The organism is Bacillota bacterium LX-D, from assembly GCA_031628995.1.
Classification (GTDB): domain Bacteria; phylum Bacillota; class DUOV01; order DUOV01; family Zhaonellaceae; genus JAVLUO01.
Genome location: JAVLUO010000007.1, coordinates 83,857 through 109,534, shown reverse-complemented (window position 1 = coordinate 109,534; position 25,678 = coordinate 83,857). Strand labels below are relative to the sequence as shown.

Annotated in this window: 24 protein-coding genes; 17 read left to right on the top strand and 7 right to left on the bottom strand. The window is 38.6% G+C overall.

Annotated features, from left to right (window positions below; all coding sequences use genetic code 11):
- Positions 1-196: 196 nt before the first annotated feature.
- The 5 genes from RDV78_07760 to RDV78_07740 all read right to left on the bottom strand — a co-directional run bounded on the left by RDV78_07760 (position 197) and on the right by RDV78_07740 (position 5,066).
- On the bottom strand, positions 197-613 hold the full coding sequence (locus RDV78_07760) for a hypothetical protein (protein MDS1030378.1): 417 nt from the start codon (positions 611-613) through the stop codon (positions 197-199).
- Positions 614-707: 94 nt separating this feature from the next.
- The gene (locus RDV78_07755) at positions 708-1,040 is read right to left on the bottom strand and encodes a hypothetical protein (GenBank protein MDS1030377.1); all 333 of its coding nucleotides are present in this window, start codon (positions 1,038-1,040) and stop codon (positions 708-710) included.
- A gap of 107 nt (positions 1,041-1,147) precedes the next feature.
- Complete coding sequence (locus tag RDV78_07750; protein MDS1030376.1) at positions 1,148-2,530, bottom strand: ATP-binding protein; 1,383 nt, start codon at positions 2,528-2,530, stop codon at positions 1,148-1,150.
- Positions 2,523-3,218: a response regulator transcription factor gene (locus tag RDV78_07745; GenBank protein MDS1030375.1), complete on the bottom strand. Its 696-nt coding sequence runs from the start codon at positions 3,216-3,218 to the stop codon at positions 2,523-2,525. Before RDV78_07745 ends, RDV78_07750 begins: the two co-directional genes overlap by 8 nt.
- A gap of 381 nt (positions 3,219-3,599) precedes the next feature.
- The gene (locus tag RDV78_07740; protein MDS1030374.1) at positions 3,600-5,066 is read right to left on the bottom strand and encodes a stalk domain-containing protein; all 1,467 of its coding nucleotides are present in this window, start codon (positions 5,064-5,066) and stop codon (positions 3,600-3,602) included.
- A gap of 134 nt (positions 5,067-5,200) precedes the next feature.
- On the opposite strand from RDV78_07740, the gene trmB reads away from it, so the two are divergent.
- On the top strand, positions 5,201-5,842 hold the full coding sequence (trmB, locus tag RDV78_07735; protein MDS1030373.1) for a tRNA (guanosine(46)-N7)-methyltransferase TrmB: 642 nt from the start codon (positions 5,201-5,203) through the stop codon (positions 5,840-5,842).
- Between the two features lie 11 nt (positions 5,843-5,853).
- Positions 5,854-6,894, top strand: coding sequence for a tetraprenyl-beta-curcumene synthase family protein (locus RDV78_07730; protein ID MDS1030372.1), 1,041 nt, complete (start codon positions 5,854-5,856; stop codon positions 6,892-6,894).
- A 10-nt stretch (positions 6,895-6,904) separates the two neighbouring features.
- Here RDV78_07730 and RDV78_07725 read toward each other — a convergent pair whose 3' ends face one another.
- Positions 6,905-7,876 carry a polyprenyl synthetase family protein gene (locus tag RDV78_07725; GenBank protein MDS1030371.1) on the bottom strand — a complete coding sequence of 324 codons (972 nt, stop codon included), beginning with the start codon at positions 7,874-7,876 and terminating at the stop codon, positions 6,905-6,907.
- A 121-nt stretch (positions 7,877-7,997) separates the two neighbouring features.
- Positions 7,998-9,323, bottom strand: a complete 1,326-nt coding sequence (locus RDV78_07720) for a glycosyl hydrolase (GenBank protein ID MDS1030370.1) — start codon at positions 9,321-9,323, stop codon at positions 7,998-8,000.
- A 211-nt stretch (positions 9,324-9,534) separates the two neighbouring features.
- On the opposite strand from RDV78_07720, the gene RDV78_07715 reads away from it, so the two are divergent.
- The 15 genes from RDV78_07715 (at position 9,535) to rpmE (ending at position 25,673) form a co-directional block, all read left to right on the top strand.
- A complete protein-coding gene (locus tag RDV78_07715; GenBank protein ID MDS1030369.1) occupies positions 9,535-10,122 on the top strand; it encodes a sigma-70 family RNA polymerase sigma factor in 588 nt (195 codons plus the stop codon).
- Positions 10,103-11,608 carry a zf-HC2 domain-containing protein gene (locus RDV78_07710; GenBank protein MDS1030368.1) on the top strand — a complete coding sequence of 502 codons (1,506 nt, stop codon included), beginning with the start codon at positions 10,103-10,105 and terminating at the stop codon, positions 11,606-11,608. Before RDV78_07715 ends, RDV78_07710 begins: the two co-directional genes overlap by 20 nt.
- A gap of 244 nt (positions 11,609-11,852) precedes the next feature.
- Positions 11,853-13,529: an arginine--tRNA ligase gene (gene argS, locus RDV78_07705; protein ID MDS1030367.1), complete on the top strand. Its 1,677-nt coding sequence runs from the start codon at positions 11,853-11,855 to the stop codon at positions 13,527-13,529.
- A 64-nt stretch (positions 13,530-13,593) separates the two neighbouring features.
- Positions 13,594-15,198, top strand: a complete 1,605-nt coding sequence (locus tag RDV78_07700) for a CTP synthase (protein MDS1030366.1) — start codon at positions 13,594-13,596, stop codon at positions 15,196-15,198.
- A gap of 74 nt (positions 15,199-15,272) precedes the next feature.
- Positions 15,273-16,361 (top strand): peptidoglycan bridge formation glycyltransferase FemA/FemB family protein, encoded by a 1,089-nt coding sequence (locus RDV78_07695; protein ID MDS1030365.1) that lies wholly within the window; start codon positions 15,273-15,275, stop codon positions 16,359-16,361.
- 10 nt (positions 16,362-16,371) lie between these two features.
- Positions 16,372-17,568 carry an alanine racemase gene (gene alr / locus RDV78_07690; protein ID MDS1030364.1) on the top strand — a complete coding sequence of 399 codons (1,197 nt, stop codon included), beginning with the start codon at positions 16,372-16,374 and terminating at the stop codon, positions 17,566-17,568.
- 108 nt (positions 17,569-17,676) lie between these two features.
- A complete protein-coding gene (locus RDV78_07685; protein ID MDS1030363.1) occupies positions 17,677-18,042 on the top strand; it encodes a response regulator in 366 nt (121 codons plus the stop codon).
- Positions 18,043-18,152: 110 nt separating this feature from the next.
- Entirely contained in the window at positions 18,153-18,836 is a 684-nt protein-coding gene (locus RDV78_07680; GenBank protein MDS1030362.1) for a hypothetical protein, read from the top strand.
- A 46-nt stretch (positions 18,837-18,882) separates the two neighbouring features.
- Positions 18,883-19,737 carry a class II fructose-1,6-bisphosphate aldolase gene (locus RDV78_07675; GenBank protein ID MDS1030361.1) on the top strand — a complete coding sequence of 285 codons (855 nt, stop codon included), beginning with the start codon at positions 18,883-18,885 and terminating at the stop codon, positions 19,735-19,737.
- Between the two features lie 182 nt (positions 19,738-19,919).
- Entirely contained in the window at positions 19,920-20,564 is a 645-nt protein-coding gene (gene fsa / locus RDV78_07670) for a fructose-6-phosphate aldolase (protein MDS1030360.1), read from the top strand.
- A 90-nt stretch (positions 20,565-20,654) separates the two neighbouring features.
- The gene (gene glpX, locus RDV78_07665) at positions 20,655-21,635 is read left to right on the top strand and encodes a class II fructose-bisphosphatase (GenBank protein MDS1030359.1); all 981 of its coding nucleotides are present in this window, start codon (positions 20,655-20,657) and stop codon (positions 21,633-21,635) included.
- Positions 21,636-21,886: 251 nt separating this feature from the next.
- Positions 21,887-23,140, top strand: a complete 1,254-nt coding sequence (rho, locus tag RDV78_07660; GenBank protein ID MDS1030358.1) for a transcription termination factor Rho — start codon at positions 21,887-21,889, stop codon at positions 23,138-23,140.
- A 157-nt stretch (positions 23,141-23,297) separates the two neighbouring features.
- The gene (locus RDV78_07655; protein ID MDS1030357.1) at positions 23,298-24,023 is read left to right on the top strand and encodes a LysM peptidoglycan-binding domain-containing M23 family metallopeptidase; all 726 of its coding nucleotides are present in this window, start codon (positions 23,298-23,300) and stop codon (positions 24,021-24,023) included.
- A gap of 78 nt (positions 24,024-24,101) precedes the next feature.
- Positions 24,102-25,367, top strand: a complete 1,266-nt coding sequence (locus RDV78_07650; GenBank protein ID MDS1030356.1) for a radical SAM protein — start codon at positions 24,102-24,104, stop codon at positions 25,365-25,367.
- Between the two features lie 105 nt (positions 25,368-25,472).
- A complete protein-coding gene (rpmE, locus tag RDV78_07645; GenBank protein MDS1030355.1) occupies positions 25,473-25,673 on the top strand; it encodes a 50S ribosomal protein L31 in 201 nt (66 codons plus the stop codon).
- Positions 25,674-25,678 lie beyond the last annotated feature (5 nt).

Here is a 25,678-nt window from a genome sequence, read left to right as displayed (position 1 = left end):
CCTCCAGCGCCGATGGTACTAGGGAGTATTCCCTGGGAGAGCAGGTCACTGCCGGAATTAATTTTTAAGTCCAGTTACAAGAGTAGCTGGACTTTTTGAATTTAAACGTGACAGGGGCTGTTCTTTGACATAGCTCTGTTATCCTTTGAGAAAATAAGAGGACGCTGAATAAAATAATTATTCAGCTCCTACTCAATTATTTAGCAAATTTATTCAGCTTGTTTATACAAGCTAAGGTGTTATTAAGTACAGTTATTTTTTCTTTTTGAGTAGCTAATATTTTACTTAAAGCAGTTAGATGGTCAGCCTTTTTGTTTCTTGCCTTAGCTATTTTTAAAGAATTATTGTATTGGACAAGTCTTTTTTCCAGCGCTACAAGGTTAGCATTATTACTGCTGATTTTTTGGAGTAAAGCTTTAACTTGGATAGCATTATTTTTAGTTAGTTTGTTTTTTTGTCGTTCAATACGTACTTTAACTATAGCCGCTTGTTGTTTAACCTGCTTTTGTAGTTTAAGGATAGTTAAATTATTTTTTTTATATTGTTGCAATTTAGAGTTAAGGTTTGGTTGGACAGCGACAGTTTTAGGTGAAACTGTTTGCTTACTTGCCAAAGCAGGTTCCACTTGGACTAAAGTTATACTGCAGCCGAACAAAATACTGAAAACCAATAGAACTGTAACTATTCTGCGCATTTAATTTATCTCCTTAATATTCTAAATCTTCCTCTGGTATCTGGTTGGACTCCATTTGATCAAGGGTTTCAATCAAATCTGTTAGCTGTTCGTCTACTTCTTGAATAAGTTCATCAGCTTCCTGTTCAGAAATTTTGTTTTCAGTCTTGATTAGCAAATCATTTTCTTTAGGTTGTCCAGTGCCGCTATTTTTAGCAGGTTTGGTTGGAGCTGCTTTCTGCGTTGCTTTAGGCTGAGCTGTTGTTGGTTTTTTTTCGGCCTTGGTCGGCTGTATTTCCTGAAAACACCCGCTTAGTACGAAGGATGTTAAGGATAAACATAAGAGCATGATGAATTTTTTATTCATTTTATTCTCCTAAGATAATTTATGCTTGTTTGTCCTATCCTTGATGTGGATTATACAATACATTTGTAAAATAAGTTATAATTAAATGTAAATTGTTTGTAAAGTTGTTATTTGGGCAGACGGACGAAAAAGGTTGTACCTACATGGACGGTGCTTTCCACCCATATTTTCCCCCCGTGCAATTCCACAAGTTCTTTGGCAATTGCTAATCCAAGGCCAGTGCCAGGCTTCTGCCGGCTAGTATCCTTAGCACGGTGGAATTTAGTAAAAATATAAGGCAGTTCATCTGCGGAAATTCCAGGTCCAAAATCTTGCACTTTAATTTGAACCCACTTTTTTTCATCCAGTACTTCAATCCGGATGGGAGTATTGGGCAGAGAGTACTTAAGTGTATTATCTACCAAGTTAAGTAAAATTTGCTGCAGTTTATCTCGGTCTGCATTTAGGGTTAGATTTTCAGTTGAAAAAAAGGTTTGGAAAACAATGTTTTTTTCCTGGGCTCTAAAATGGGTTTGTTCTATTACTTGCTCAATTAATTGTTGTAAAGGAGTTTGCTTTTTTTCTATTTTTATATTTCCTGTCTGTAGCCGAGCTAAGTGCAGTAGATCGTCGACTAATCTGTGGAGCCTAGTTGTTTCTTGAAAGACAATGGTTAAGTATTTAGGATGTTCTTTAGGTTCAACTACCCCATCCAAAATTGCCTGAATAAATCCCTTAATGGAGGTTAGAGGAGTCCGAAGTTCGTGAGAAACATTAGCAATTAAATCTTTGCGCATAGCCTCAATTTTATGAAGCCGGTTTTTCATGTAATTAAAACTTTGGGTAAGCTCAGCAATTTCATCTTGACCTATAACAGGAATGTCTTTGGTATTAAATCCTTCTGCCAGCCGGACAGCAGACTGCTGAATATTTTTAATGGGGCGAGAAATTCTCCAGGAAATAAACAGAATAATCAGGGTTCCGGCTAAAACGGAAAAACAAGCTGTTCCCCAGATTAAGGTATATATTTGATGTAGAGCTAAATTTAATTTTTCCACAGGGGAAAATAAAAGCACAATTCCGGTGCTGGCCTGGCTTAGTTTAATTGGCATGCCCACGAATACAACATATCTTTGCTGGTCATTAACAAAATGTTTTTGATGAATAATTGTTTTACCTTGCAGAATTTGCTGTAAATCTTTGGCTAAAGAGCCGGCCTTGGTAGGATCAGAATTTTTTAATCTGGCACTATCTAAAACATAAATTCTGCTGTCTGTAATATAGCCTAAATTATTAATTGCTCTGTACATTTCTCCAGCCGTAATTTTTTGTGCTTTAGAGTCTAAAACAATCTTCTGCACTTGTTGACCTGCTTTAAGCAGCGTGTTTTGTTTTTGATTAAAAAAGTAAAAGTTGAAAAAATAAGATAAACTGCCTGCTAAGAGCACAACTGTGCCTAAAATAATAGCAGTATAGGTAAATAATAATTTAGTAAAAACATGTTTAAACATTTATAACCTCTAATTTATACCCTACACCATAAACAGTTTTAATCTGCCAATGGTTACTTCCGCTGAATTTTTCCCGTAAATTCCGCACATGCATATCCACCGTTCTGGTTTCTCCTGCATAGGCATAACCCCAAACTTTTTCTAAAATTTGTTCCCGGGAAACAACAATTCCTTGATTAGCGATGAAGTAATTTAAAAGCTGAATTTCCTTTGGAGTTAGGGAAATTTTCTTCCCTTGGAAAATGACTTCATACTTATACATGTTCACCACCAAATCCCCTAAGATTGTTTCCTGTTCAGCAGGGTTATTTGAGTGATTAACATTTTGACGTAAACGGGCTCTGACACGAGCTAATACTTCGTTGGGATCAAAGGGCTTAACTACATAATCGTCTGCTCCTAAGTCTAGTCCCTTAACTTTATCTTCACTAGAATCTTTAGCAGTCAACATAATAATCGGGATATTGCTTTCCTCCCGAATTAGTTTACACAGCTCCCAACCACTAATGTTAGGCAACATGAGGTCTAGCAGTAATAAATCTGGTTTAATTTCTCGAAGCATTTTTAGGCCGGTGCTGCCGTCGTGAGCTAAGAAGACTGTATAGTTTTCCCTTTGCAGATATAAGTTTAGCAGTTGACATATATTTGGGTCATCATCAATAATTAAAATTTTTATTTTAGTTGTCATATTTTTCACCTATGGCTAAAATTTGTTTTTATATATTCTACCTTATTTAGGAGGATACCTGCTAAAAATATATTGCCAAAATATGTATAGGGATAAGGGGAAGGGGGAAGATAGAAGGAACTGCTTTTTGCTGCAGCTTAAAAGTTGTAGCAGACTTGGACAGGAGGCTAGACCTTTAATATTGCTGTAGAGAATTGAGAGCGGCGATTTTAGGCAGGCAAATCGATAAAGGAAGTGTTTATTGCAGAAGCAACCGGAAGGTGACAGTTGTACGGCAAGGGAATCGCTATATAATAGTGTAATGGTTATCTAGCTTACTTATAAATAAGCCTTTTTGATAACCATTACACCTTGTTAAAAACTTAATTTTTCAACAGCTTTTTATAATTGAAAATCAGAAGGTTTAATTATTGTAGCTTTATTAGTCTTTTTCTCCCAGGAAATGCGATAATCTACTTTTTCAAACTCTCTAATTTTCACAAATGTCCGGCCGTTGAAGATTTTGCCGGTAACTGGAACCTCTTCGCCATAACGGATAATAAATGCTTTATTCTGTCTTTGATCCCAGCCTACTTCTTCACCGAAGGTTTCGGCAATCTGGCGCATGGGCAAGTAGGTAGAACCATCGATTACTTTACAGCTCATTTTATTGGCAGTAGTAGTGCCTCCGGTGCTAAAGGTATAGACACCGTTTTTTAAATAGATATGCATAGTCTTAGTTGTTCTTTTAATTAAATTTTGTAAAGTTAAAACATTTTTTTTAGGAGCTTGGACACTAACAGATTGTATAGCTTTGACGTTATTTTTGCTTTCCATTGTTAGTCCAAAAGCTTCATCCCTTTCTGGATCAGCAAATTTAAGCACTGCTGTTAGATTACTTTGAATAGAATCATCTGCTTTTTTTTCTAAGTTGGAGGTAAAAGAAGTTCCCTTCAGGGAATTGGCGGCATCTTTAAATTCAGCACTTTCCAAAGTGGCAGCAAAATCTTTTTTATAGTCTGCCCCATTGGCTTTTACGTCTGCAACAAAAGATTTAATTTGGTCAAGATAATCCTGCTTTTCTTCAGGATTTAAACCTAAAGCAGCTAATTCAGCGGAAGTTAAATTACTGACGTAGGACTCTAAATAAGTGCCTATTAAATCAATGTTGTCAATGGAATAAGAGACAATAGAATCAAGGAATTTAACTGTTCCGGCAGTATCTAATTTAAGTGTATATTTTTTAGTTCCGTCTTGGGTTATTAAATTTGTTTCATAATTTTGGTATACTTGAGTCATTAAGCCATCAAAGAATTTTTCTGCAGAAGATTGCTGCAGAGAAGATAATTCAAATAGGTTTTGCGGCAATTGGTCAGGCAAGTCCGAAGCTTGAGCTAAATCCTGGTTGCTGAGTTTAAGGTATTCAGCATTGCCTAAAGCCCAATTTAGTTCTTTAGTGAGTTCAGGGTCTTTGAAAGTTTTCAAAAATTCTACGGTTTCTTTGATGCGAATGTAGAAGGCATCATTTTGATACATTAACCCTAAAATTTTAGTTTTCTTACCGCTGTTTTTATCGGTAAGATAGAAATTGTAGTCAAAAGTTTTATTTGGTAAATCAACTTGTCCTTCATAGGATAAAGTGTTCTTTTGTAAACTTTCGACTAGGAGCTTTAAATCTGGATCTTCCGTTAGTTCCGTTGGCAGCTGGTTTAAATTAAGAGTTAATTCGCCGCTGTGTCCATAGACTTTTTGTTGATTCATTTCCTTAAGTAAACTGTAGTACCCTTGTTCGGCCTGGCTGCAACCTGCTAGGCTTCCTAAAGCTATAACTAAGACTAGGCAGATAGCCAGCCATTTTACTTTTGGCATTATGTCTCCTCCTTAATTATATATTTTAAACAAACTGTATAATTCGTGAATTATTGGAAAATACCTTTATGTAAATATTGGGGAATTGGTCCAATTTTAGTCAGTTAGATAAGCAAAGAAATGAGGTATGTTTTATGAGATTGAGGAATATTCCAGGGGCGGAAGAAAAATTACAAACTTATGGGTCTTTTGTGCGAGAACCCTTTAAAAATTATGGAAAATGGCAGCAATTTTGGGGAAATAAGAACCCCCTTCATCTTGAGCTGGGAACAGGAAAGGGACAATTTATAACTACTCTTGCTAAGGAAAACCCAGAAATAAATTTTATTGGAGTTGAAAGGGCAGAAGAAGTTTTACTTACGGCTGTAAAGAAAGCTTCCCAGCTAGAATTAGCCAATATGGCTTTCCTTTGGGTGGATATTAAAGATATTTCGCAAATTTTTGCTGCTGATGAAGTAGACAGGCTCTATATAAACTTTTGTGACCCTTGGCCCAAGAAACGCCACCGGAAAAGGCGTTTAACTCATGCTAGCTTTTTACAGGAATATAGTAAATTACTAAAACCTGGTGGGGAAGTTCATTTTAAAACCGATGGAGAGGAATTATTTGAGTTTAGTCTTAATGAATTTAGCGAAAATGGCTGGCAGTTAAAAAATATTTGTTTAGATTTAGCAGCTAGAGGTGCAGAAGGCAACGTTACTACTGAGTACGAGGATAAATTTCGTCAGCGGGGGATGAAAATTTATCGTTGCGAGGCTGTTAATTTATACAAATAGGAGGTAGCAACGTGTCTTTAAAGTTGGTTTATCAATTTGTACGCAAAATTTTTCCTTTAGTTACACTTGAGTTAAAAGCTTGGGAAAATCTTGCCCGGAAGGCACCGGATCAGGAACTAGGTAAACAGGCAGTAGCTAGTCTAAGACAAAAAAAATTTCACGCCCAGGGGGGGAGTATTTTTGCCCTCTATCCAGGGACAGAACATTTGTCTCAGGTAAAATTTATTGTGGCCCTGCAAACAATTAGTGACTATCTAGACAATTTGTGCGATCGGGGAGATTGTTTTGATGGAAATGCTTTCCGGAGGCTGCATCAAGCAATGCTTGATGCCTTAAGACCTGGAAAAGAGCATACTTATTATGAATTTTACCCCAGGAAAAATGACGGAGGTTATTTAGCGGCTTTGGTAGGAGAGTGCCAAAAACAAATTAATGCTCTGCCTAATTACTCCATGGTTCAAGAACAAGTTAGGAAATTGGCACAACTTTATACAGATTTACAAACTTATAAACATGTGGAATTAAGTCAGCGGGAAAATTTGCTTACTAATTGGGCAGCTGAGTATTTAAAAATCTATCCGGAACTTTCTACCTGGGAATTTGCTGCTGCCACAGGGTCTACCTTAGGCATTTTTGTCCTGTCAGCAGCTGCTCATTCGCCTTTTCTAACCCAAGGAACCATTGATAGAATTTATGAGGCCTATTTTCCCTGGATTGGAGGCCTCCATATTTTACTAGATTATTTTATTGACCAAGAAGAGGACCGCCAGTACCAGGATTTTAATTTTGTTGCTTACTATCAAAATTCCCAAAAATGCCAGGAAAGATTGAGCTATTTTTATCAGCAGTCCCTGGAAAGAGCTAGAAAGCTGCCTAATGCACTTTTTCATGTTACTGTGTTGGAAGGTTTGCTTGCGCTATATCTTTCGGACCCTAAAGCTCAAAAGGGAGTATTAGCTGAAATCAGCAAATACTTATTACAGAAGGCGGGTAAGAGAGCAACCTTACTATATAACACTTGTAAATTATTGCGTTTTCTGCAGGTAATTTAAGGTTGACTTCTTAGCAGCTACGGTCAATAGCTAGTAAAGCTATTTCCTGCAATGTTTCTTTGTAAATAGTTGCCGGAATATTGTGCAGGCAGTTGCGGGCAGCTTCGGCATAGGAGTAAGCAATATCTTTAGCTTTTTGCAAAGTACCTGTGCTTAATAGTGCCTCAATAATTTTTTGGCGGTTAGTTGAGCTTATGTTCTTTTCTTTTAAAATATTTTGTACCCAGCTCCTGTGGTTGGGGTTATGCAATAAAAAAATAATGGGCAAGGTAAGAGTTCCTTGTTTTAAATCGGAGCCTACGGGCTTTCCTAAAATTTCCTCTTCCCCCGTAAAGTCTAAGATATCGTCAGTTATTTGGAAGGCGTAACCTAAGTTTAAACCATAATTGCGTAAACTCAGTGCTGTTTCTTCGTCTGCTTCTCCTGCTAAAGAACCGGACTGACAGCTGACGGCAATTAATTTGCCTGTTTTTTTGCTAATTTTATTGTAGTAGCTATTTTCCTCCTGCTCCAGATTAAAGCTGTCCAGAGCCTGTTCAATTTCCCCGGAACACATATCTTCAATGGCTTCCACCACTAAATTTAAGATGTTGTATAAACCGTTTTTAGCTAAAATGTCAAATGCTTTAGCATACAACTTGTCCCCTGCTAAAATAGCAACTTTATTGTCCCACAACTGATTAATTGTTGGTTTTCCATGTCTGCTGCTGGAGTTGTCAATTACATCATCATGGATTAAAGAAGCCAGATGGATTAATTCAACTGCCGTAGCGGCACAAATAACTTTCGGTGAAACATTTTCCTGATGACATTTAGCCGACAAGAGGACCAGAGTTGGACGCAATCTTTTTCCACCGGCCTTGAGCATATATTTGCATATTTCACCTAAAAACCCTGGTGTACTTTGTATTTCTGCATAAAGCTGTTCTTCTACCTTAGCTAGCTCCGGCAGTTCAATAGGTAAACATATCTTTTGTTTCATAGTATACTCCTTTAGCTTTCTTTAACTGCTTAGTTTTCTTATTATTTCCTAGTATGTATTCCTTAACCATAAATTAAACAAAAAACAAGCGATCTCACGATCGCTTGCAGTTAATTCTACTTTATTTGCTAATGGTAATTAAATACTCCGTAGGATCCCAGTTAACTTGGTAGCCCATTTTCCAAGCCGTCTGCTTTAAAGGAATATAATTTCTATTATTTCTTAAAACAGCTCCATTGGGGGTGAATCTACTATAGATGCGGTAGCTGCATGCAGCACCGTTTTTAGTTAAAGTAATGCTTTGAGGATATTTATTAACAGTTAATGCAGCCCCAGTATATTTGGCAAAGGAAGCTGCCGGAACATAAGTGACACTGCCTACAACATAAATAGGATCTTTTAAGTTAAAGAGCTCTTTATCTTTCTGGCCTTCTAAATCTTCACCTACATTAGAAAGGTAATGAGAGTTTTTAATTAGTTTAGAGTATGCACTTAACACTTGTGGGTCATCAGTAATGGCATAATTATTTATTTTACGTCCTTCAGGGGCATTAATTAAATTATTTACATCAAAATAGAAAATAGATTTAACCCGAGGATATTTTTCTACTAGGCCTCGATACATGCGGCTAAGTTTATTTCTGGCAAAATCAATGTAATAGCGATTGTCGGTGACAGTATAATGGGTAACTCCGAATTCAGAAATTTGAATTGGCTTCCGATCGCTAAAGGTATTGTAAACGTAATCTAATAATTCTAAAGGATCCTCATGATCTGCCCTCTGATTAGGCTGGTCATTATGATAAACTACATTATAAATATTTACTCCTACCCAATCCACATATTTATCTCCAGGATAATACTGTAAAATTGTATTTTGTGGAAAGGTAAATACAGTCCAAACCATCATTACATTAGGAGCTTCCTCGGCCATGACATCGTGGACTAAGCGCCATTTGGCAATATATTTTTGAGGATTTCCGCTATAGGCTGCCCAAGTACCGTTCATTTCTGAAGCAAAACGAAGAAAAACAGGCATTCCAGTTTCTTTTAGGCTGCGGGCAAAAGAGCGTAAGTATAAATCGTCTTGCACAGCGTCTAATCCTTCATTAGGTTCCCAGGCAATATGAGGTACAGCACCAACTTTTTGCAATTCCTGAATCCAAGATTGAGGAAATTTTTGCCCATATCCCACATACCTAAAAAATGAGGCATGGTTTTTACCAGTAAGCTCATTGAATTTTTGCATATCAGCTTTGATATAGGTGTCTTGCACCACATAAGCACCTAAGTAAGTGCCTTCTTTGGGCTCATATTTACTTAAGCGGTAGCTGTCACTTTGAATTAGAACTCGTGGAACGGGAGCTGTTTGGCCACTTCCGGTTAATAAGGAAAGTGTAGAAAAAATAGTCACAAGAAATATAGCTATTTTTATTTTACTGGTCATTATATTTCTCCTTTAAATTTCGTATTTAATATATTTTTCTACATCTTTTACCCAAATCCTGCCTAAATAGGGAGGAGATAAAAGGAGTGGAAACAAAGAATTGCCATGTAAAAAAAATAAAACGAAATTTCTTTTAATTAAGACTAAAAAAATGCAAGTTTTTAATTTAAAATATAGTATTAGATTATAGAGTACAAAGGATGTGAAACGTTTGGATGTACTCGTGGACGAAGTTGTGGTTAAGCGGTGCTTAAATGGCGATACTGCGGCTTTTACGGAAATTATCCAAAAGTATCAAAAGCAGATTTTTAGTCTATGCTACCGTCTGACGAATAATACAGAGGATGCACAGGATTTAGCCCAAGAATCATTTCTCAAAATATATCAGGTGCTGGATAAATATGACCAAGAAAAACCCTTTTTTCCTTGGATGTATAAAGTGGCTACTAATGTTTGCTACACAGCACTACGTAAAAGACATGAACAAGATATACCGTTGGAAAAAGTTATTGAATTTGCTCCGACTATTCCTACGGCTGACTCTCAGCCTGAAGAATATGCTGAAACACGGGAGGTTGGCAGGATAGTTCAAAAGGCCATTGCTGAACTGCCGGAAAACTATCGTTTGCCTATTATTTTAAGGTATTTGGAAGATTTTACATACCAACAAATAGCTGAAATAATGGATTTACCCGTATCTACTATTGAGACGAGATTATTTCGGGGGAAGAGCATGCTGCAAAAGAAATTAAGTCTGCTTTTAGAAAGGGGGGCAAAGTATGAGATGCCCGGAAATTAGAGAGTCTATTTTTGCTTACCTTGACGATTTGCTTTCCGCTGAACAGAAAAAAGTTTTTTTGGCTCATCTTGAAAATTGCCCTGCTTGTCGGCAAGAGGTAGACTTAGCACAGCAGACGAATAAGCTATTAGAAAATTTTTGTACTGAAGTGGAACCACCGGCGGATTTTGCCTTAAAGGTTATGGACAAAATTAATACTTACGAAGCTGAGTTGAAAAAAGTAACTAGTATGGAGACGGTAAAAGCTAAGAAAGAACAAGCTGCGGCAGCAACTGCCGGACTGAATAATGCTCAGGTTAAGAAAAGGCTGTTTGCCTCTCGTTTTGCCAGGGCAGCTTCTTTTGCCGCTTTGATTGGCACTACTGGTACACTGCTCATATTTAATGCGGTGGCTAAGTCGCCAAAGATACCTTTAAACTCTTTAACTGCCAAAAACCCTCCTGTTGTTGCCCATTATACGGCAGGGGAATCTGGGCAGGTTGTAAAAGATAAGCAGGATAAAGCCGGTACGGAAGTAAAAGATAAGACCGGAATTGAGAAAACTGCTGAAGATTCTTTAAATATAGAGACAACTGCTAGCCAAGAAAAAACCATTGTCCCACAGTTAGCGGAGAATGGGGATCAAGGATTCACCGGAAAGAACACAGGGGCAGGGGAGAATAAATCAAAAAATAATGGATCTGATACTGAAAATCTGGCGGATAATAAGGTTCAGGACGATGATAGTACACCTCCTACCCGCTTAGAAGGTCCAATTAAAATGGCTAGTGTGGCAGCCGGAATACCTAGCAAAAGTATAATTCTTAAACCGATTGCTGTTGATGATGGTTATAGCAACGTCAGGCCCCAATGGACTGCTTCGGGCAAAAAAATTACCTATTTTTCCACTAAAGAAGCAACAGCAGGTCATTATACTTTGTGGGGAAAAAATTTGGCCGATGATAGCTCTTCCGTTATAGCCTCCAATATTACCGATGTATTACCTTTAATTAAAGTTAATTCAGTTTCCCCAAATGGCAAAAGGACCTTATCCTTTAGCGGGGGACAATTGCTGAATACTAGCCTGGATGGCAGTGAGAAAATAGCTGTTACACCGGTTCTAGAGGCGGAGAATATTAGTTATGCCTGGTCGCCAAACGGAAAGACCATTGCCATTAATGTAAAAAGCAAACGCAGTGATGAACGTGGCTTGTGGCTAGCCCAGCCCGATGGAAGTTGCTGGAAATTAGGCACAAGTATTGGCGGTGGCAATGCTGTCAGTTGGTCGCCGGATGGTGAAAAAATCGCCTTTACAGATGGACAAAATACGATTTATGTTTTATTGCTTGGGAAGGCACAACCTTCTTTACTGCTAGTAGTGCCTGAGGGAGATAAATTAGGATTAATGAGTTTAGAATGGTCGGCAGATTCCCACGGGTTATTGTTAGATTGGGCTAAACCGGGATCAAGTCAGCGTGGGATTTATTTAGCTACCATACCCGAATAATTTAAAACTGAGTTAAACAATATGGCAACCTATTATTTTTCTAGAAAATAATAAGTTGCCTTACTTGTGTTATTTTGCCCTAGAAATATTAAACCAATTACCCCATTGCCTTGACAGCAGGTTAGTTAAGTATTAATCTGAAGTAAAAATTTACTAAAAGAAACGTTGATTTAGCTTAAATTGTCAAATTACGGGTAAAATATCAACAGTTAAAAGTAGAAAGAAGAGGTTGACTGGAGTGTACATGGTTCACAAAATAATTCAAAATATTAAAGAAGCTTTAAAAAATGCGGCCCAAAAAGCAAAAGAAGCTGGAGAACTTAACTATAACGCATTGCCGGAATTTGTTTTAGAAGTGCCTAGAGAAAAGCAGCACGGGGATTTTGCCACAAATTTAGCTATGCTCCTTGCTAAAGAAGCTAAAAAAGCACCTAGACAAATTGCCGAAATTATTGAAAAAAACTTTACTAAAGAAGGCACCTGGGTGCAAGAAATAACTATAGCCGGCCCGGGTTTTATTAATTTTAAGTTGGATAATAGCTGGTTATACGAAATTATTCCTCAAGTATTAGCAGCAGGGAAAGACTATGGTACTTCACAGGTAGGCAAGGGCAAAAAGGTACAAGTAGAGTTTGTCAGTGCCAATCCTACAGGCCTATTACACATGGGCAATGCTCGAGGTGCCGCTCTTGGTGATACTATTGCTAGTTTACTGACTGCAACCGGTTTTGCCGTTAGCCGCGAATATTACATTAATGATGCAGGCAATCAAATGGAAAAGTTTGCCATATCCCTAGAAGCAAGGTATTTACAGGCCTTAGGGCAGAATGTACCTTTCCCGGAAGATGGCTATCACGGGGAAGATTTGTTGGATACGGCCCAATCTTTTATTGCCCAATATGGGGATAAATACTTACATATTGAAGAGGAAGAACGTAGAAAAGTATTAGCTCAATTTGGTTTAGAAGAAAAGATGCAGGCCATTAGAAAAGGTTTGGAAGACTTTGGAGTCAAGTATGACGAATGGTTTAGTGAAAAAAGCCTCTATGAATCTGGAGCTATTGAGAAAACAATTAAGCTGCTGCAAGAAAAAGGCTATGTGTATGAGAAAGAGGGAGCCTTGTGGTTTAAAACTACTCTTTTTGGCGATGAAAAGGATGAAGTACTCGTTAGGTCCAATGGAACCCCAACCTATTTCGCTGCCGATATTGCTTATCACCTAAATAAATTGGAAAGAGGCTTTGAATGGCTGATTAATTTATGGGGCGCAGATCACCATGGCCATGTGGCTAGAATGAAAGGTGCTCTTCAAGCCTTGGGACAAGACCCCAATCGATTAGATGTTGTGATTATGCAGTTAGTGCGGCTTTTTTCCAATGGTGAAATACTCCGGATGTCCAAAAGAACAGGGCAGTATGTAACTCTCCAGGAATTAATGGAAGACGTAGGGAAAGATGCAGCTCGCTACTTTTTTGTTATGCGCGGCGCCGATAGCCATTTAGATTTTGACTTGGATTTAGCAAAATCGGAATCAAATGAAAATCCTGTTTTTTACGTACAATATGCCCATGCACGGATTTGCAGTATTTTACGCCAGGCTAAGGAAGTACAAGAGGTTTCTACAAATAACGGAGAAGCCAATTATGAACTGTTAAAAGAGCCTTCCGAATTGGAATTACTAAGAAAAATTGCCGATTATCCGGAAGTAGTAACTGGTGCAGCCTTAGCCCTAGAACCTCACCGTTTAACAAAATATGCTGGGGAATTAGCTGGGTTATTCCATAGTTTTTACAGCAACTGCCGGGTATTAAATGTGGAACCTGAACTGTCTCAGGTACGGATTAATTTAGTTAAGGCTACTCAAGTGACTCTCAATAATTTATTGAATTTGTTAGGAGTAACAGCCCCGGAAAAAATGTAATGTTCTTGACGCATTTAGTAGAAAAGGCTACAATATTTAAGGCTATTTATTACTGGAGGTTATTATGGCAAAATTTATTTTTGTAACCGGCGGGGTTACTTCATCCCTAGGCAAAGGAATAACAGCGGCATCTTTGGGACGTTTGCTCAAAAGCCGTGGGTTGGAAGTAGCTATTCAAAAGTTTGATCCATATATTAACGTGGATCCGGGGACCATGAGTCCCTATCAACATGGTGAAGTTTTTGTCACAGAAGACGGCGCGGAAACTGACCTGGACTTGGGACATTACGAACGGTTTATTGACATTAATCTTTCTAAAAATAGTAATGTGACAACGGGGAAAATTTATTGGTCGGTTATTACTAAAGAGCGGCGCGGAGACTACTTAGGTGGCACCGTTCAGGTTATTCCTCACATTACCAACGAAATAAAGGAACGTTTTTATAGTGTAGTAGAGGAATCAAACCCAGATGTAGTTATTACGGAAATTGGTGGTACCGTAGGGGATATTGAGTCCCTTCCTTTCTTAGAAGCGATTAGACAGTTAAAGAGCGACATTGGCCGTGAAAATGTTATGTACATTCATGTAACTCTTGTTCCTTTCTTATCGGCAGCTGGCGAGGCTAAAACAAAGCCAACTCAACACAGCGTGAAAGAATTGCGCAGTATTGGGATTCAGCCTGATGTCATCGTCTGCCGTTCAACTCAACCCTTATCCAAGGATATGGAAGAAAAAATAGCTCTCTTTTGCGATATTGATAAAGAAGCCGTTATTCAAAACGTTGATTCGGATTCAATTTATGAGGTGCCATTGCTCCTCGAAGAGGAAGGCTTAGATGAAATTGTTATTCGGAGACTTAACTTAAAATGCGGTCCGACAGATATGCATGATTGGAAGCAAATGGTAGAAAAAATCAAACATCTTTCAAAAGAAGTTTCCATAGCTATTGTAGGAAAATATGTGGAACTTCAGGATGCTTACATGAGTGTGGCTGAAGCTTTGAGACATGCAGGAATTTTCCATAACTGTAAAATTGACATTAAATGGGTTCATGCTGAAAAGCTGGACGACGCAGATGTAGAGGAATACTTGCACGATGCAGATGGTATTTTAGTGCCAGGTGGTTTCGGCGACCGGGGCGTAGAAGGCAAAATTAAGGCTATTCGTTACGCTAGGGAAAATAAAATACCTTACTTAGGGATTTGTCTAGGAATGCAGTTAGCTGTAGTAGAATTTGCCCGTAATGTATGTGGCTTAAAGGAGGCTAACAGCTCGGAATTTGCGGCTAATACATCATATCCCGTCATTGATCTGTTACCGGAACAGAAGGATGTTGAAGCAAAAGGCGGGACCATGCGCTTGGGTAGTTACCCTTGTCACCTGAAAGCTGACAGCTTTGCGGCTAAGGCTTATGGGAAGGACCTAATTCAAGAGCGTCATCGCCATCGGTATGAATTTAACAACGACTTTCGTCAGAAACTAACTGAAAAGGGATTGATAATTAGCGGCACGTCAGCTAACGATCGCCTAGTGGAAATTATTGAATTAAAGGATCATCTTTGGTTCGTAGCTTCTCAATTCCATCCCGAATTTAAATCTCGGCCCAATCGTCCCCATCCCTTGTTTCGGGATTTTGTGGGAGCGGCCCTTGAAAGAAAACAGAGATAGATAAGGCTTTGGTTACTCAAAGCCTTTTTCTTTTGATATAATCGACAATAAGTAATGCTTTAGGAGGAATGAAAGTGAATTGGAAAGCGCGATTAATTGGTGTTGACGAAAGCCGAAAGTTTGATGAATTTACAGCTTGGGCGCCGAAAGGACATATACTCCAATCCTATGAATGGGGAGAGGTAAAAGCATTAACTTCTTGGGAACCTTTACGCTTGGTTGTGGAAGAAGAAGGAAAGATAGTTGCTGCTTTATCTATTTTAAAGCGCAAACTTCCTGTTTTTAATAAAGCTATTTTCTATGCTCCTAGAGGGCCCGTAGTAGACCCTACAAATTATGCATTGATGGATTTCCTCTGGAAGGAGACGAAAAAAATAGCTAAAAAGCACGGTGCTATTCTATTAAAAATAGATCCCGATATCTCTGTTCAAAATCAGGATTTTATTAATTACTTTCAACAGGCAGGATTCCGTTCTGCCCAATCGGGAGAGGGATTTGAGGGCACCCAGCCTAAATTTGTTTTTCGCTTAGATATTAAGCCTACTTTAGAGGAGCTCTTCGCCAATCTGCACTCCAAGACTCGCTATAACCTGCGCTTAGCGGAAAAAAGGGGAGTTACCATTAGAACAGCTGAGAATAAAGAGGATTTAAAGATTTTCTATGATGTACTAATAGAAACAGCCGAACGGGATAAATTTTTAATCCGTTCTTATGCCTACTTTGAAACAATCTGGGAGCAATTAGTGGAAAAAGGGCTGGCCAAAATTTTCTTGGCAGAGTATGAGCAGAAAGTTATAGCAGGTACATTAGCCTTACTTTATGGGGATAAGGTCTGGTATCTTTATGGAGCCTCCAGCAATAAGTACCGAAACGTGATGCCCAATTATTTGCTACAGTGGACCATGATTAAATGGGCTAAAGAGAATAATTGTACATTATACGATTTTCGAGGTGTGCCAGGAGAACTGACTGAGGATAATCCTCTTTATGGTTTATATCGCTTTAAAAAAGGCTTTAATGGAGATTTTACTGAATTCATTGGAGAATTTGATTTGGTTTTTGATAAACTATGGTATGCTGCCTGGAATATGGCAGAGCCTTTATATTACAAGGGAATTCGTAAATTAATCGACTTTAAGAAAAAAATTGCCGGCAAGAAATGAGGTGGGTACTTTGCCTTGGCGCAATTTAGTTGGCAACCGTTGGGTTGAAATCGATACAGATGCTTTACGCTTTAATTTAGCACAAGTTCGAAAAGTTGTAGCACCTGATGTTAAAATTTTAGCTGTAGTTAAAGCAGATGCCTACGGTCTGGGTGCAGTAGAAGCAGCTAGGGTTTTTGCAGCAGAAGGAGTAGCCATGTTAGGTGTTACGACAGTTGACGAAGGCATTGAATTAAGGGAATATGGCATTAAAACCCCAATTTTAGTTTTTAGTCCCTTCCTTCCCGGCGAGGAGGAATTAATTATTAAGTACAAGCTGACTGCTGCTGTTAGCAGCATAAGTCAGCTTGATGATTTGGCTGGCAAAGCTGGTTCAAACCAAAAAGTACCAGTACATATTAAAGTTGAAACTGGTATGGGGCGGACAGGGATACTCTTGGAAAATTTTCAAAACTTTTTAGAAAGAGCAAGAGGATATAAGCATATTTTTATTGAAGGCTTATTTACTCATTTAGCGCAAGCTTCCCAAGGAGATTCTTTTACGCAAAAACAAAATGAGAAATTTCAGCAAGCAGTGAAAATAACTAAAGATATGGGGCTGGAAATCCCTTGCCTCCATATTGCCAACAGTGCGGCTACTATAGATTTACCGGAGTTATCCTATGATATGGTCCGTGTTGGAACACTACTGTATGGACAGCACCCGGCTCAAGTTAAAAATAAGTTAGAATTGCGGGATCCTTGGAAAATTAAAGCCAGGGTTATTCATGTTCAAAAGGTCCCTGCTGGGACAAGCATCGGGTATGGCAGAGATTATATAACTTCCAAGGGGGGCATGATTGCAGTAATTCCCTTAGGTTGGGCCGATGGCTTAACTGTAAGTCCTCAAGTTTATCCAAAAAATTTTTTAGATTTTCTTAAAATGACTGCTAAATTATATTTAAATTTAATTGATAAAAAAAGGTCTTTGGGCATAATTATTAAAGGTAAGAAATATCCTTTGGTGGGCAGACTAGGTATGCAGCTCAGTATGGCCAATGTTGATGAGAAAGTTGCACTAGGGGACGAAGTGGAAGTAAAGATGCGCAGATTATCTACAAACCCCCGTTTGCCGCGAGTTTATTTTCGAGAGGGCAGTGCTTACTTAGTAAGATTAACTAGTGGTGAATGGCAGATAAAGAAACAGGCAGAAGTGTCCAATATTTAACAGATATTTTTAATTGGCTAATTTTAAGCAGGAATTTTTTACCTCTTGCAGAATTATAACAATATTGAATTAATTACGGATTAAAAAATATGCGGGGAGTTCTGAAAAATGAGAGGTAAGAGTAAGATTTTAGTTGTTGATGATCAGCCAGGCATTAGGCATTTAGTGGCAGAAGTTTTAGAGGAAAACGACTACGAAGTAACACTGGCCGCCAACGGACAGGAAGCTTTAAGTGTAATGCATAAAACAAAACCCGAAGTTGTTTTGCTGGACATGAAAATGCCGGATATGAATGGCCTCCAAGTTCTTCAACAAATGAATTCTTCAGGTGAAAATATCCCGGTGATTATGATGACGGCATTTGATGAACAAAATTTAATTGAGCAAGCCGAAGAGTTGGGAGCTAAGGGATTTTTAGCCAAACCTTTTGACATTAATCAAATTATCGAGGCGGTTTCAAACATCTGTTCTTAATTTTCTAATAAAAATTAAAAGATACTTAATTCCTTTTGTGTTGGGAATTTTATCTATGTAGTGCAGGATTTCCGCTAAATTTGACGAATAGAACTTTTGAGGTGAAAAAAATGTGTGTTCCAACACTTAGCATTATTGCCATGCGGTGTCCTGCTTGCAACCAATTGGAATTACACTCTTTATCTTTTTTTGATTTTGCTAGGCAAAGAACTTACAAGATGGAATGTTCCTGTGGACGAAGTCTCCTTAGCGTCGGAACGAAGGATCGAAAAATGTTCTGGCTGCAAATAGATTGTGAGATGTGTGAGTCTAAACATTTATATTATTTTAAGCGTAAGCAAATCTGGTCAGAAAATATTTTGGAAATTGAATGTACAGATACGGGGATTGAAATAGCTTACATTGGACCAAAGGAAAAGATAAGACAGTGTGTACAGCAACAAAACCGTTCGTTGGAGGATATTGCTCAAGAGGTAGGATTTGTAGACTATTTTGATAATCCGGAAGTAATGTATCAGATACTAGACCGGATTAATGAGATAGCAGAAGCAGGGGAACTTCGCTGCCAATGCGGCAATCAAAACATTGAAATAGAAGTTTTTCCTGATTCCTTGGAATTAAGATGCGAAGACTGCAATTCTATTGCCAGGATTAAGGCAGAAACTGCTGGAGATATAGAGAATTTTAAAAATGCCTCAAGAATTCAACTTACCGAATGTGGATTTAATTTTGTCAAATTGTCTAAGGCAACGCGCAGAAAAAGATCTAATAATGGGAAGACTAGTAAAAGGTGAAAACAGCTGCCGAGGGCAGCTGTATTAAATTATTGGAGGGATCTTTATGCCACTAGTGCAAGCGAAAGAATTACTTGATCGAGCAGAGGCTGGGGGATATGCCGTAGGAGCCTTTAACTGCAATAACATGGAAATTATTCAGGCCATAGTTGAAGCGGCAGAAGCCGAAAAAGCGCCTGTAATTGTTCAAGCAAGTCAAGGGGCAATTAAATATGCTGGCTTGGAGTACATAACCGGTTTGACGAAAGTTGCTGCTGAAAAGGCTTCTGTGCCTGTTGCTTTGCACCTTGACCATGGAACTAGCTTTGAACAAACTATGCTGTGTATTCGTTATGGATTTACTTCCGTTATGATTGATGGGTCTAAACTTCCTTTAGAAGAAAATATAGCTTTAACCAATAAAGTGTTAGATGTGGCTAGGGCTGTAGGAGTATCTGTAGAGGCTGAGCTTGGGAAAATCGGCGGCACTGAAGATGATGTAACTGTCAGTGAATGGGAAGCCAGTATGACTGATCCGGCTGAAGCTAAAAGATTTGTAGATGCTACAGGAGTAGACTCCCTGGCAATTGCCATTGGAACTGCCCACGGTCAATATAAAGGGACTCCTAAACTTGATTTTGAGAGATTAAAAAAAGTTAAGGAATTGGTGAAAATACCTATCGTACTACATGGATCTTCCGGTGTACCAGATGATGCTATTAAGCAAGCTATTGAATTAGGCGTAAGAAAAGTAAATATTGATACGAACTTAAGGGAAGCTTTTGTGGCTGGCGTTCGCGAAGTTATTAGCAATAATCCTAAAGAAATTGACCCACGAAAAATTTTGGGACCAGCCAAAAAAGCTATGAGTGCAGTTATTCGTGAAAAAATTAGGCTTTTTGGCAGTGCAGGAAAAGCCTAATCGTCAAATAAATTTGCTGCAGCATTTGCTGCAGCTTTTTCACATTTCAATTCATTTGCCAAGGCAAAAGTATAGTTCAAGTCTAAAAGGATACTATATAGACTAAATGAATACTTTAGTTGCTAGTAAAGACAGTATCTGGCAAAGAGCTTATTTAACAAAATAAAGTCGAGGTGATTTAAGTGCAGTTATTTATTGATACAGCCAATATTGATGAAATTAAAGAAGCCAACAGCTGGGGAATTATTAGTGGCGTAACGACTAATCCCTCTCTTATCGCTAAAGAGGGCAGAGATTTTAAGCAAGTTGTCCGGGAAATTACAGAAATTGTTGATGGTCCCATTAGTGCAGAAGTAATTTCCCTAGAAGCAGATGGTATGATTCAAGAAGCACGAGAGCTGGCTAAAATACACCCCAATATTGTCATTAAAATACCAATGACCTTAGAGGGACTTAAGGCAGTTAAAGTTTTAGCCGCTAAAAATATTCCAACAAACGTTACCTTGATTTTTTCGGCAAACCAAGCTTTAATGGCTGCTAGAGCAGGCTGTACCTATGTAAGCCCCTTCGTAGGTAGGTTAGATGACATCGGGCAAGACGGTATGGATTTAGTCAAGAATATTGTCAAAATTTTTTATCAGTATGATATTGCCACAGAAGTTATTGCCGCCAGCATTAGACATCCTTTACATGTTACTCAAGCTGCCTTAATAGGGGCCGACATTGCTACTGTACCTTTTAAAGTTTTACAGCAAATGGCTGCCCATCCATTGACTAGTTTAGGCATTGATAAATTTTTGGCAGATTGGGATAAGGTTAAAGCCTAAAATATGCTATACTAATCCTGAAGGAACTATGGATATAAGTTATCCTAATTTACGTAAATGGAGTAAAAGGAGAAAAACGGAGGTATTTAGATGGAAAGAGAATTGGCGTTAGAGTTTGCCAGGGTAACTGAGGCTGCTGCCTTAGGTGCAGCTCGTTGGTTGGGACGGGGCGATAAAATTTCTGCCGACGATGCAGCAGTTACTGCTATGCGTTCCGTTTTTGATTCAATTAACATTGATGGTACGGTAGTAATTGGCGAAGGAGAAATGGATGAAGCTCCAATGTTGTACATTGGGGAGAAAGTAGGAACAGGCCAAGGAGGACAGAAAGTAGATATTGCCGTTGATCCTTTAGAAGGGACCAATATTGTGGCTAAAGGGCTGACTGGTGCTATTGCTGTTTTGGCAGTTGCTGAGCCAGGTTGCTTGTTGCATGCACCTGATATGTATATGGACAAAATAGCTGTAGGGCCGAAAGCTGCTGGTGCCATTAATTTAGATGCTCCAGTTATAGATAATTTGACTGCAGTTGCCAAAGCATTGCAGAAAAGTATTTCTGATTTAACTGTGGTAATTTTAGACCGGCCGAGGCATCAACAAATTATTAATGAAGTGCGTAAAGCCGGTGCCAGGATTAGGTTAATTTCTGATGGAGATGTTTCCCCTGCTGTTGCTACAGCTTTTGCACAGTCAGGTGTAGATATTATGATGGGAATTGGTGGAGCACCTGAGGGCGTTCTGGCCGCAGCTGCCTTGAAATGCCTGGGAGGGGAAATGCAAGGCAGACTCATGCCTGAAGACGAACAGGAAATTATGAGAGCTAAAAAAATGGGGTTAGACGATGTACATAAACTTTTAACCATGGAAGATTTAGCTAAAGGCGATGATATAATTTTTGCTGCCACGGGAATTACAGAAAGTACTTTACTAAAGGGTGTTATTTTCCATTCTAATGGAAATGCCACTACCAACACTTTGGTGATCAGAGGAAAAACAGGCACAATTCGTTTTATTGAAGCTATTCACTGTTTAGATAAAAAACCTCAATGGAAAAAACTATGTAATAAATAATTAGAATAATTTTAACTGTTAAATGGAAGAGCTTGGGTTCAAAAGGGAGTATAAAAATCCTTTTGGGCCCGAACTCATTTCAACTTGACCCACGTTGCCAGATAATGGTACAATAATTTATGATTACATTTATTTCCCCTTTCACCCTGCCTAATTATCCGATTAGCCAGCATTTAATCCCTAGAGAAGAAAATTTCCAGGAAATAATAGTATCTATTTGAATGTAATAAATTACATTAGGAGGAATGATTTTGCAGCATGTTGATTTAGAAAGTAAAACCATGGTCGAGCTTTATCAAATGGCCAGGGAATTAGGTATTACAGGGTATTCTAAACTGCGAAAAAAAGAGTTGATTTTTGAAATAACAAAGGTCAAGACGGAAAAAGACAGTTATCTATTTGCGGAAGGCGTTTTGGAAATTTTGCCGGAAGGCTATGGCTTTTTACGACCTTTTAAATATTTCCCCAGCGAAGATGATATCTATGTATCCCCATCCCAAATTAGGCGTTTTGACATGCGAACTGGCGATAAAGTTGGCGGCCAGGTTAGACCGCCTAAGGAAGCTGAAAGATATTTCGCCCTGCTTAGAGTTGAAAAAATCAACGGAGATGACCCTGAATTATCCCCTAAAAGATTGCACTTCGATGCTTTAACTCCAATTTATCCTAAATCAAGATTAACTTTAGAAACACAGGAAAGTGATATTTCAGCAAGGATAATTGATTTGATCTGTCCTTTAGGCAAAGGCCAAAGGGGTTTAATTGTTGCCCCTCCCAAAGCGGGAAAAACTATTTTATTGGTGAAAATAGCCAATGCTATTTCAGCTAATTATCCAGATGTAGAACTGATTATTTTATTAATTGATGAAAGGCCGGAGGAAGTAACAGATATTGAGCGTTCTGTGAAGGCAGACGTAGTTAGTTCAACTTTTGATGAGCCGCCGGAAAATCATGTTAAAGTTGCCGATATGGTCTTGGAGAGAGCTAAAAGGCTAGTTGAGCATAAAAAAGATGTAGTAATTCTCTTAGACAGCATTACTCGCTTGGCTCGAGCTCATAATTTAGTGGTGCCCCCAAGTGGCAGAACTTTATCTGGAGGCGTGGATCCGGCAGCACTTCATAGACCTAAACGCTTTTTTGGAGCAGCCAGAAAAATTGAAGAAGGCGGCAGCCTAACAATTTTGGCCACAGCATTAATTGAAACAGGAAGCAGAATGGACGATGTTATCTTTGAAGAATTTAAGGGCACTGGCAATATGGAATTGATTTTAGACCGTAAGTTAGCTGAGAGAAGAATTTTCCCAGCTATTGATATAAAACGTTCTGGTACTAGAAGGGAAGAACTCCTCCTTTCCAGAGAAGAATTGGAATTAATGTGGAATTTCCGGAAAGTTAATAATTCTTTAGGCAGCGTAGAAGTTGCGGAAATGCTGTTTGATGCTTTGCAAAAAACAAAAACTAATCAAGATTTGCTTCGAGCTTTGCCAAAATTATTCCGAGCCTAAAAAACAACTAGAAGAACCCTTGCATTATTCATAATGCAGGGTTTTTTTGTCTAGGATGGAGAAATTAGAGCTTAAATGTATAATTTTCTATTGCAAGGGTCACAATAGAACTTGAGTTTTATATTTACATTTAATACAAAAAATATGAGGTGAAAAAATGAATTTTATGAAGTCCAAAATCTGGCTGGCTGCGCTATTACTAGCAGTATGCTTTAACTCCTTTAGTTTGCTGGCCGCAGAGGCAGGACAAAAACTAGTTGACTTATGGCAAGTAAGAATGCAGGTTCTTAGGTTTTATCAGATTCAAGAAGGGGACACTTTATGGGGAATTGCCCATCAGTACGATGCTGATATCCACAAAATAATGGGAATCAATTATTTAACTAATCCGAAGGAACTAAAAACTGGCGCAGTTTTAATTATACCGACTAATTTTGCTTATACACCTTTTGATGCAGAAATAAGGAATTATCCGCAAAGCGCCTATAAAATAGCTTCTCGTAGCTACTATTCTTTAGAATGGCCCGTAACTGGACCAATTACTTCTAATTTTGGTAAGCGAGGAGAGGAATTTCATCATGGTTTAGACATTGGTGCACCAGCAGGACAAAAAATAAGAGCCATTGGAGATGGGAAAGTTATTTTTGCCGGGTGGAAAAATAACATTTATGGATTTGCGGTTATTATAGACCATGGAAACGGCCTTAAATCTTTATACGCTCATGCATCATCAATTTTAGTCAAAGAGGGTGCCTGGATTAGTGCAGGACAAGCAATTGCTAAAGTAGGGGATACGGGTAGGACAACAGGCCCCCACCTACATTTGGAAATTCGCCAGGATGGGCAGATAGTTAATCCGAAAAGATATTTAGTTCAGAGGTAAGTATGTCGATAAGTATGCTATAATAGAAATGTTTACACCTTACCTCCCGCTTTGCTTTTCGGAAAGGAGTTTTTATGCTTGTATCACTTAGCTTTTGCTAACGAGAAAGGACAACTATTTGAACATCCTCATTTTGGGCCAACTGGTAGACTAGGAGATCAATGGGTAGAGCCTTTAGAGGAAGAATTGATTCCTTTGCCTCAAGGGGCGTCTTTAACAATGCTGCCAGGCTGTTTGCCCATGGGAATGACTGCTCAAGGCCAATTCAAAGCGGTAAAACATAGCCCGTTCAATCGAAAAAAGGCTTTAGCAGTTGGTGCTTTACTGCCCCAGGGCTATTCTAGAACTTTGCTGCCAGGCTATGTGCGGGAGGATTTAGGACAGTTGCCTTTAATGGGCTATACGGCTGTAGCTTTTAAAGATGGAGAACTTTATGCAGCTGCAGTTCAAACAGACGAGGATGATCATTGGAACCCTAAATATTATAATACGGCAGATTTAGCAGCTAAGGTAAGGCTGAAATTAGAAAAATTGCCGAAAAATAGAATTTTAGCTCAATTAGCTAAATGTGCCTTAGAGTATGAGTGCTTTACGGCTCAAAATATATTTTATGAACGGTGGGAGGGAGGCTTGCCTAGTTCTCCTGCTTGTAACGCCCGCTGTATGGGCTGTATTTCAATGCAGCCGGCAGAATGTTGCCCGTCTCCCCAAAGCCGCATTAATTTTAAACCAGAAGTTGATGAATTAGTCCAAATAGCTGTGAATCATCTAGGGGACGAAACAGCAATTATTAGTTTTGGCCAGGGCTGTGAAGGAGAGCCATCTTTACAAGCTCAGCTCCTAGCAGAAACTATTCGTCAAGTCCGGGAAAAAACTGACTGTGGCACTATCAATATGAATACTAACGGAGGTTTAACCAAGGAAATTTTGCAAGTGATTGAAGCGGGCCTGGATGCAATGCGTGTTAGTTTAATTAGCCCTAATCCTGAAATTTATAATGCTTATTACAGACCGCAAAATTATACTGTGCAAGATGTGGCTGCAACTCTCAAATTTGCAGCGGAAAAAGGTGTACATACTTCCGTGAATTTGCTGACTTTTCCCGGCGTAACGGATAGGGAAGAGGAAATGGAAGGGTTAATTACTTTTGTTCAAGAAAATGGCGTAAAATTGCTTCAAATCAGAAATTTGAATATTGATCCTGATGTTTTCTTAAAGGCAATTCCCCAGCCTCAGGGAGAAACAATAGGTATTACTAGATTTTTAGATATTTTGCACAAAGAATTGCCTCAGGTAGGAATTGGAAATTATACGAAACCAGTTGTACGAAAAGTTCTTGAATAGTTGCCAAGATTCTATTTTATATGGTATAATTTATTTTGTTGTATTCCTGTTCTGAAACGGATCACAATAGATACTTAAAGATTGGTTGAAAAGAGGTGACACCAAGTGAAAAAGGGTATTCACCCCGAGTTCCAAAAAACAACAATTACATGTGCTTGCGGTAATGTCATCGAAACAGCTTCGGTTAAAAAAGACATTAAAGTAGAAATTTGTTCCGCATGTCATCCTTTTTATACGGGCACTAAATCACGTATTGTAGAAAAAGGCGGACGAGTCGAACGTTTCAAAAAGAGATATGGCATGTAAGAAAA

What these genes read in the sequence shown, in the direction of transcription:
- RDV78_07755 (MDS1030377.1), bottom strand. Translation starts at nt 1,040, where the DNA reads ATGAATAAAAAATTCATCATGCTCTTATGTTTATCCTTAACATCCTTC.
- argS (MDS1030367.1), top strand. Translation starts at nt 11,853, where the DNA reads ATGGTTCACAAAATAATTCAAAATATTAAAGAAGCTTTAAAAAATGCG.
- RDV78_07685 (MDS1030363.1), top strand. Translation starts at nt 17,677, where the DNA reads ATGAGAGGTAAGAGTAAGATTTTAGTTGTTGATGATCAGCCAGGCATT.
- trmB (MDS1030373.1), top strand. Translation starts at nt 5,201, where the DNA reads ATGAGATTGAGGAATATTCCAGGGGCGGAAGAAAAATTACAAACTTAT.
- RDV78_07740 (MDS1030374.1), bottom strand. Translation starts at nt 5,066, where the DNA reads ATGCCAAAAGTAAAATGGCTGGCTATCTGCCTAGTCTTAGTTATAGCT.
- RDV78_07710 (MDS1030368.1), top strand. Translation starts at nt 10,103, where the DNA reads ATGAGATGCCCGGAAATTAGAGAGTCTATTTTTGCTTACCTTGACGAT.
- RDV78_07725 (MDS1030371.1), bottom strand. Translation starts at nt 7,876, where the DNA reads ATGAAACAAAAGATATGTTTACCTATTGAACTGCCGGAGCTAGCTAAG.
- RDV78_07750 (MDS1030376.1), bottom strand. Translation starts at nt 2,530, where the DNA reads ATGTTTAAACATGTTTTTACTAAATTATTATTTACCTATACTGCTATT.
- RDV78_07655 (MDS1030357.1), top strand. Translation starts at nt 23,298, where the DNA reads ATGAATTTTATGAAGTCCAAAATCTGGCTGGCTGCGCTATTACTAGCA.
- glpX (MDS1030359.1), top strand. Translation starts at nt 20,655, where the DNA reads ATGGAAAGAGAATTGGCGTTAGAGTTTGCCAGGGTAACTGAGGCTGCT.
- RDV78_07700 (MDS1030366.1), top strand. Translation starts at nt 13,594, where the DNA reads ATGGCAAAATTTATTTTTGTAACCGGCGGGGTTACTTCATCCCTAGGC.
- RDV78_07680 (MDS1030362.1), top strand. Translation starts at nt 18,153, where the DNA reads ATGTGTGTTCCAACACTTAGCATTATTGCCATGCGGTGTCCTGCTTGC.
- RDV78_07720 (MDS1030370.1), bottom strand. Translation starts at nt 9,323, where the DNA reads ATGACCAGTAAAATAAAAATAGCTATATTTCTTGTGACTATTTTTTCT.
- RDV78_07675 (MDS1030361.1), top strand. Translation starts at nt 18,883, where the DNA reads ATGCCACTAGTGCAAGCGAAAGAATTACTTGATCGAGCAGAGGCTGGG.
- RDV78_07745 (MDS1030375.1), bottom strand. Translation starts at nt 3,218, where the DNA reads ATGACAACTAAAATAAAAATTTTAATTATTGATGATGACCCAAATATA.